This window comes from Brevibacterium sp. (assembly GCF_022712115.1).
Classification (GTDB): domain Bacteria; phylum Actinomycetota; class Actinomycetes; order Actinomycetales; family Brevibacteriaceae; genus Brevibacterium; species Brevibacterium salitolerans.
This window is the reverse complement of record NZ_JALAHB010000200.1, coordinates 1-7,695: the sequence shown is the minus strand read 5'-3', so window position 1 is coordinate 7,695 and position 7,695 is coordinate 1. Positions and strand designations below refer to the sequence as shown.

Here is a 7,695-nt window from a genome sequence, read left to right as displayed (position 1 = left end):
TCGAGGGCGAGGTCGCGGAGACCTTCAAGAAGCACATCGCCGGACGCCGGATCTTCGACATGCCGGAGCCCCGCGGCTACGACTTCTCCGCACTCACGACCGGCAGGAGCCGTCCGGCGCAGACCGGTGTGGCCGAGGTCCGCGGCCTCGCCCGCACCTCGCTGCCCGTCGTGGAGCTGCGCGTGCCCTTCACCGTCAGCCGCGACGAGGCCGACTCCGTGACCCGCGGCAACCCCAACCCGGACTGGGACGCCGCCAAGGACGCCGCCAAGCTCATGGCCAAGGCCGAGGACGGCGCCGCCTTCTCCGGCACCCGCGACGGGATCGGGTTCCAGGGGGTCATCGCGGACAGCCCGCACAAACCCATCCAGCTGCCCGGCGCCATCACGGACCTCCCCTCCGCCGTCGCAGAGGCCATCACCACCCTGCGCCTCGACGGCATCGGCGGCCCGTACCATCTGGTGCTCTCCGCCGAGCTCTACACGCAGCTCGCGGAGGCGGCGGACGAGGGCAATCCGGTCTCCGCCCACATCCAGCGGATCCTCCAGGACGGCGAGGTCGTCTTCGCACCGGCGATCGACGGCGCCGTGGTCATCTCCGCGCGCGGCGGCGACTACGAGCTGCACCTGGGCCAGGACCTCTCGATCGGCTACGACTCGCACGACGCGAACTCCGTGAACCTGTACCTGCAGGAGACCTTCACCTTCCGCGTCGCCGAGGACAGCGCCGCGGTGTGCCTCCTGCCCTGAGAGGGGTCTGAGGCGCCGGCCCCTGCTGCGACCGGCAGAGGCAGTCGCCTGCCGGGCTGCCTTCGCCCGAGGCCCCCTCCGCCGCGAGCGGAGGGGGCCTCGTTCTGCGAAGATCTGTGCATGACCCATCAGCCCCGCCTCTTCTGGCTCCGGGATCGGAACCGGTTCGCCGGTGCCTGTGCCTGCGGACTGGCCGCAGCACTGGTGAGCGTGCTGTGCATGGCCGCCGCCGAGGCCGAGCTCGCCCTCCCGTCGCTGCTCACGAGTGCGCTCATCGGCTGGGTGGTGTTCGTCGGCGTCCACACGGTCTGGGTCTGGTTCTCCGTGCGCGGGCTGTCCCCGGAGCAGACCCGGCGCCACGCGCAGCGGGAGGACCCTCGCCGCTCCGTCCGGGAGGCGCTCCACGTGGGAGCCGCGGTGGCCTCGGTCGCGGGCATGGGCGTCATGCTGCTCGCCGCGGACTCCGATCCCGTGGGGCGGGTGCTGGGCGCCGGCCTGGGCCTCGCCTCCGTCCTGGGGGCGTGGGTCCTCATCCAGCTGATGTACATGCTCCGGTACGCCGCGCTCTACTTCGAGGACGACGCAGGCGGCGGAGGCGGTAGAGACGCTGCGGGCGGCGGGGCCCTGCCGCCCATCGACTTCCACACGGACGAGTCCCCCACCTATGTGGACTTCGCCTACTTCGCGTTCACGGTGGGGGTCTCATTCGCCACCTCCGATTCGGATGTGCGGACCCGGAGGATGCGCGGAGCGGTGCTGGGGCAGAGCCTGCTCAGCTTCTTCTTCGGCAGCATCGTCATCGCCACGGCGACGAGCCTCATGCTGCAGCTGGTGGGAACGGGCTGAGCGTCCCGGCCCATCGGAGCGCGGCGGCCTCACCGAGGGCGGAACCCACACCGGAGGCGAGGCCCACACCGGAGGCGGGACCCACACAGCCGTGCGGCAGGCGGCCGGGTCTCACCGGACCGCGGAGCGCTCCTCCGGCGAGGGCCCGCGGGGGATCGCGATCGACAGGACTGTCGCGGCCACGGCGGCGGAGATGGCGATCCAGAAGCACACCGTGAACGCCTCCGCGGTGGGGTGCGGGACGCCGTCGACCGTACGGCTCATCGCCGCCAGCACCCCGCCCATCACGGCGGACGCGCTGGAGGAGCCGATCGAGCGGAAGAGCGCGTTGAGGCCGTTGGAGACGCCCGTGCGGTTGGCGGGGACCGCGCGCATGATGATCATCGGCATGGCGGCGAAGGAGAAGGCGATGCCCACGCCGATCGTCGCGTTGGCCGCCACGATGTGCCACACCTCGCTGGACCAGAGCAGCACGAAGACGTAGGCGACGACCACGGAGACCGTGCCCACCGTGAACAGCAGCCGCGGGCCGAAGACCCGTTCGAGCCAGCCGGACAGCGGAGCCAGCAGCATCATGATGAGACCGGCGGGCATGATGCAGAGGGCGGCCTGGATCATCGTGAGGCCGAACCCCACGCCGGTCCCCTCCGGCAGCTCGAGCAGCTGCGGGAAGGTCACGTTGGAGGCGAACATGGCGAAGCCCATGCCGATCGCCGCGAGGTTGGTGAACAGGACCGCCGGCCGTGCGGCGATCCGCAGATCGACCAGGGGGTCCGTGACACGCAGCTGGTAGAAGGACCAGAGCAGGAGGATGAGCACGCCGCCTGCGACCGAGGCGAGCGCGGCGGGTGAGGACCAGCCCCAGTCCGCGCCGCGCGAGATGAAGAGCATGATGCCGGTGAGGCCCGCCGCAAGCCCGAACGCACCCAGCACGTCGAGCCGCCCCGGGGTGCGGAGCGTGTCGCTGGGAACGATGAGGCCCACCGCGGCGATGCCGAGGACGCCCAGGCCGGCCGACATCCAGAAGAGGGCGTGCCAGTCCGCGTTCTGTGCGACGAAGGCTGCGAGCGGCATCCCGGCGGCGCCGCCCACGCCCATCGTGGCGCTCATGAGCGCCACGGCGGAGCCCAGTCTTTCCGGACGCAGCACATCGCGCATGATGGCGATGCCCAGCGGGATCACACCCATCGCCGCTCCCTGGAGCGCACGCCCTGTGACCACCCCGAGGAGGCCGGAGGACAGGGCCGCCACCACGGAGCCGACGACGAGGGCGGCGATGAGCGCGAGGACCACGCGCTTCTTCCCGTACATGTCGCCGAGCCTGCCGGAGATGGGCGTGGCCACCGCGGAGACGAGGAGAGTGCTGGTCACGACCCACGCAGTGTCCTCACGCGGCGCGTCGAGCAGCAGCGGCAGATTGGCCTGCAGCGGCACGACGAGCGTGAACATGAAGGCCGAGCAGAGACCGGTGTAGGCGAGTGCCGCGACGACCGCACCGTCCGGGGCTCGCCGGGAGAGACGCCGTCGCCTCCGCTGTTCATCGCTCACGGTCATGAGGGTATACGAAGGCGCGGACACGCCTTCCGGCGACCCCTCGTACGCACCTCCGGCGGCCCTCTCGCACTGCCTGCGGACGCGCGACCTGAGGCTCCGGAAACCTCATCTGCTCCGTTTGCCGCACAATCGCCGTCTCCCTAGGTTCCGAGCTGATCGCAGTCAGGAGTCTGCCCAAGGAGAGAACCCATGCAACCGCATTCGCGGGCCGGCGGCGTGAGCCGTCACTTCCACTCACCCGGACGGCTGTTCCCGGTGCAGCGGATCCAGACCTTCAGACAGGTCACGCTGAGCATGCACCGGCTGGACCGGGGGACGTGGAGCTGGAGGGCGCCCGAGGGCGCAGAACAGGCTCTCACGGTCCTCCTCCTCCCGCTGCGGGGGACGATCTCGGTGACCTCGCGGCTCCCCGTCGCGGACCCGATGGGGTCGGACTCCCGCAGCGCCGCGGTCCTCACCACCGAGCACACGGCGACCCTCTGGGTGGGCGGCGGGGACTCCCTCTGGGCGGCGATCTGGGTCCCCACGGACGTGCTCAGCGGACTGGGGCTCAGCGTCGAATCCCCGCTGACACCGGGTGACACGCGGCTGCTCGCCGCGACGAAGGCGTTCGTCTCCGCCACCGTCCGCGCCTCCGGCGACGCGCGCACGCGGCGTTCGGACCCGCACACGATGGAGCGCGTGCTGCTGGGGCTCGTCGTGACGGTGCTCCTCGAGAACACGACGACGGTGCCGGGCGGCACCTCCCAGATCGACCAGATGGAAAGGGCGCACGCGCTCATCCTCGCGCACCTCCGGGACCCTTCCTTCACGAGCGAGAAGCTGGCCTCCGCCCTGAGCATGAGCGAGCGCTCGGTCCAGCGGCTCTTCGCCCGCTACGGCACGACTCCCAGCCAGGTGCTGCGGCAGTTCCGGGCGGAGATCGCCGCCTCGCTCATGCACAACCGGCAGCAGAGCGGGATGTCAGCGGCACAGGTCGCCCGGCGAGCGGGGTTCCGGTCCGTCTCGGCGATGCGGAGGGCCCTGCGAGCGACCGCTTCCGCACCCCCTTCCCCCGCCGAGGCCGAGGCGCCCGAGCAGTGCTGCTCGGCCGGTCTGCCACTCTGAGGGACGGCTCCGGAGCGGAGGGCGCCCACGCCGTCCGACGTCCGATATCCGACAGATCCGCACCATCCGGCGACAGCTTCGCCCGCTGGCTCCCGCACCGTTCGGTGCGGGAGCCAGCGGGCGGCATGCAGTGCGGCGGCCGGGGCTCAGCTCAGCGGAACACCCCGCCCCCGTAGTAGTGGACGTTGTTGCCGTCGACCTGGATGAACTCCGGATCGCAGATGCCTGCGTCCGTGAGGTCGTAGGTGAACTCGAACCCCTCCCGGACGCCGTGGTCCCCGGAGCGGTGGACGAGGGTGTGGTCGATGTTGATGGAGGTCTGGTGCGGATACTTCCGCAGATACCTCACGATCACCGCCTTCCCGGTGATGACGGTGATCGCGGCGACATTGTGCTTGGGTCCCAGGGGACTCTTCTTCCCGTGGTCCTTCGGGCTGTAGCAGTGGGTCACCTCCTCACAGACGGGTGCGGAGGCGGACGCCGCGGGAACGGCCGTCGCCGCCGCGATCACCGGGAGGCTCCAGGCCGCCCCCACGACCACTTTCCGACGGGTGGCTCCGGGCACGGTCTCGTCGTTCGTCTCAGGGTTCATCGAATCGGGCTCCTTCAGGAAATGCCGGGTGAGGAGCCCTCTGGCTGCGGCTGCGGCGAGGGCTCCCAGCCAGATTTCCGGGGAGGCCGGGACGGACCAATCCCTGCGTCGGCTCATGCGCGCAGGCTGTCGGGGAATGGCACTCCCGGCTCGGCCGCTGAGACGACCGCGCCGGGAGACCAGGAGAGGCGTGCTCCCGTCCGCGCGCACCCACGAGGTGCGCCGCCCGAGGAGTGCGAAGTGCCCTGAGAGTGCACCGCAGGCCTCAGCGCACCCCCGGCGTCAGCGCCCCGTGGAGCTCAGCGCAGGGTGCCGATGTGCACGTGGGTGACCTGCTGGAAGCGGTGCACGCCGGCGGTGCTGTGCGCATCGAAGATGCTCTCCAGCTCCCGCAGCAGCGGTCCGCGGGCCGGGTCCCCCTCCTTGGGGAAGTAGGAGGCCGAGAGGCAGCGCCCCAGGAACGTCTCCCTGTCGATGTCCTCGTCGTTGTCGAGCACCGTGCGCTCCCACTCGCCGCCGTAGAAGCGGGCGAGGTCCGCCTCCCCCACCCGCTCGCCCAGGGTGAGGGCCACGAAACCCTTCACGTGCCGCCGGAACGCCTCGACGGCCGCCTGCGTGGACGCCGCCTCCGGACGGCGGAAGTTCCAGATGATCGCCACCCGGCCTCCCGGGGCCAGGATCCTGCGGCACTCCGCACGGAACGCGTCCTGGTCGAACCAGTGGAACGCCTGGGCCACCGTCACGAGGCCCACGCTGCCGTCGGGGAGCCCGGTGGCCTCCGCCGGCGCCGCCACCGTCCGCAGTCCCCCTCGCCCGCCGAGGTGCGCCTCGAGCCGGCCGAGCATGTCCGGGTTGGGCTCCACCGCGGCGACCTGCCACCCTCGTTCCAGCAGCCCCGCCGTCAGCTTGCCCGTACCGGCGCCGATGTCCGCGACGACTGCGTTCCCGGCTCCGGCATCGCCGGCCGCGGCGGCGCTCGCGCGCATCGCCTCCTCCAGGAGGTCGTAGCAGGCCTCGGGATAGTCCGGGCGCGCGCGGCTGTACACCTCCCCGAGACCGGAGAACGTGCCTGTGTTGTCTGCGCCGATGCCGTCCGCCATGACAGAAGCCTACGCGGACCGCGGATCAGCCCGTCACGCCGCCCATGAAGACGCGGGTGACGAGCGGGAAGCGGATGAGGTCCGACTCCCGGTACTCCTCGAACAGTGCTCGGAGGTCCGTCACCAGCCGGTCGTGGGCCGGATCACCCTCCCGCGGCGCATAGGTGGCGGACAGGTTCCGCCCCAGGAACTCGTCGAGGGTCAGCATCTGATCGTGCTCGAACTCCCGGTACTCGTACCCGCCGGGCCGGAAGAACTCGGCGAACACCTCCGCAGAGATCCGGTGGTCGCCGCTGAATCCCGGGAACGCCGGCACGTGGCGGCGGAACACCTCCGCATTGGCCTGCACCAGCGCCGTCTCACGGCGCCGGGAGTTCCACAGCAGCGCGACCCTGCCGCCGGGCGCGAGGATGCGCGCGCACTCCTCACGGAAGGCCTCCGGATCGAACCAGTGGAACGACTGCCCGGCGGTGACCAGGGAGACCGAGGAGTCCTCGAGCCCGGTGTCCTCCGCCCTGGATCTCACGGTCGTGAGGAGGGATGTCATGGCGGACTTCCGCTCGAGGAGCTCGAACATGTCCGGGTTGGGTTCGACGGCCACGGTCCGCAGACCGTTGAGCACCAGCTCCTCGGAGAGCTTCCCGGTGCCCGCTCCCATGTCCGCGACCACGGCGCTGCCGGTCAGTCCGGCGCGGTCGGCCATCCACTGGAGGCATGCGTCGGGGTAACCCGGGCGGAAGCGATCGTAGATCCCCGCCAGGCCGGTGAACCGTGTGGAGTTGTCATAAGCGGCTGCGCTCATATTCATGCGCCGTCGCTCCTCTCTGGGATTCCGGTCTGCCACATCTCCGCCAGCGCTCGCTCCCCGTCGAGGAGACATTCTGCGAATCTGTCGCTTTTCTTGAGAATACCCAGTGAGGGACCCCGTGACTCCCCCTCCGGGCATTGACTGCCTCACAGGCTGTGATACATTTCACTCCCGCGTTCTCCAGAGCCCCTCTCGGGGCAGCACTCGCGCGGCGAGGCCCACGGCGCACACAGGCGGCCTTGCCCTCCCCGCCCCGCCTCGCGGTAGAATCGCCCTATGGAACGCACCGCTCACATCTGGGTCAGGGACCGCATCCGCCGCTGACGGCGGGCCCTGAGACCCTCACCGCACAGCCGCACCGACCCGTTACATTCATTGGTAGGTCCCGGGGACCGGGTCGCTGGCCCTGGTATGGCTGTCTTGCCCTGCACTTGATGATCCGGGGGGGGTGTTGTCGCCAGGAGTCCAGGACACCCGTTGACTGCTGATAGGGACACGGCCCAACCTTGGTTGAGGTCTCTTTGTAACGTGGGTGCCAGCATCGAGTGTCACGACACACCAACGACCCATGGCTCATAGGCAAAGGAGCCTGCCATGACAACCACTTACACCATCACCATCGGTCTCGACGTCGGTAAGAGCACTCACCACGCCTGCGCGCTCACTCCTACTGGGGAGAAGGTCTACGACAAGGAGCTCCCTCAGGACGAGACCGCGCTACGGAAGGTCTTCACTGACCTCCAAGGCCACGGACCCGTCCTGGTGGTCGTGGACCAGCCCAACACCATCGGTGCTCTACTGAAGCGCCCTGGGATTCGTTCCGTGGTTAGACGGTCGCGGGCGCGGTCGTCGTGGGGTGAGTGTAGGCCGCTTCGACCGATGCGGGGGTGCGGTAGTCGAGAGCTTCGTGGAGCCGGGCCGTGTTCCACCAGTGGACCC

7 protein-coding genes and 1 pseudogene are annotated in these 7,695 nt (G+C 70.1%); 4 read left to right on the top strand and 4 right to left on the bottom strand.

The genetic code is table 11. From position 1 onward, the window contains the following. Together Q0A33_RS11470 and Q0A33_RS11465 are read left to right on the top strand one after the other, a co-directional pair. On the top strand, positions 1-749 hold a 749-nt coding region (locus Q0A33_RS11470), incomplete at its 5' end, for a family 1 encapsulin nanocompartment shell protein (protein ID WP_291796578.1). Between the two features lie 120 nt (positions 750-869). Then, positions 870-1,595, top strand: a complete 726-nt coding sequence (locus Q0A33_RS11465; RefSeq protein ID WP_291796575.1) for a DUF1345 domain-containing protein — start codon at positions 870-872, stop codon at positions 1,593-1,595. Positions 1,596-1,706: 111 nt separating this feature from the next. Here Q0A33_RS11465 and Q0A33_RS11460 read toward each other — a convergent pair whose 3' ends face one another. Next, the gene (locus Q0A33_RS11460; protein ID WP_291796572.1) at positions 1,707-3,149 is read right to left on the bottom strand and encodes an MFS transporter; all 1,443 of its coding nucleotides are present in this window, start codon (positions 3,147-3,149) and stop codon (positions 1,707-1,709) included. Between the two features lie 189 nt (positions 3,150-3,338). On the opposite strand from Q0A33_RS11460, the gene Q0A33_RS11455 reads away from it, so the two are divergent. Further along, on the top strand, positions 3,339-4,256 hold the full coding sequence (locus tag Q0A33_RS11455; protein ID WP_291796570.1) for a helix-turn-helix domain-containing protein: 918 nt from the start codon (positions 3,339-3,341) through the stop codon (positions 4,254-4,256). A 151-nt stretch (positions 4,257-4,407) separates the two neighbouring features. On the opposite strand, the gene Q0A33_RS11450 is transcribed toward Q0A33_RS11455, so the two are convergent. The 3 genes from Q0A33_RS11450 to Q0A33_RS11440 all read right to left on the bottom strand — a co-directional run bounded on the left by Q0A33_RS11450 (position 4,408) and on the right by Q0A33_RS11440 (position 6,756). Beyond that, a complete protein-coding gene (locus Q0A33_RS11450) occupies positions 4,408-4,965 on the bottom strand; it encodes a hypothetical protein (RefSeq protein ID WP_291796568.1) in 558 nt (185 codons plus the stop codon). Between the two features lie 182 nt (positions 4,966-5,147). Next, positions 5,148-5,948, bottom strand: coding sequence for a class I SAM-dependent methyltransferase (locus Q0A33_RS11445; RefSeq protein WP_291796565.1), 801 nt, complete (start codon positions 5,946-5,948; stop codon positions 5,148-5,150). Between the two features lie 25 nt (positions 5,949-5,973). Then, the gene (locus Q0A33_RS11440) at positions 5,974-6,756 is read right to left on the bottom strand and encodes a class I SAM-dependent methyltransferase (RefSeq protein ID WP_291796562.1); all 783 of its coding nucleotides are present in this window, start codon (positions 6,754-6,756) and stop codon (positions 5,974-5,976) included. Between the two features lie 594 nt (positions 6,757-7,350). On the opposite strand from Q0A33_RS11440, the pseudogene Q0A33_RS11435 reads away from it, so the two are divergent. Beyond that, a pseudogene (locus Q0A33_RS11435) lies at positions 7,351-7,554 on the top strand (transposase); the annotation flags it as partial. Positions 7,555-7,695: the final 141 nt, after the last annotated feature.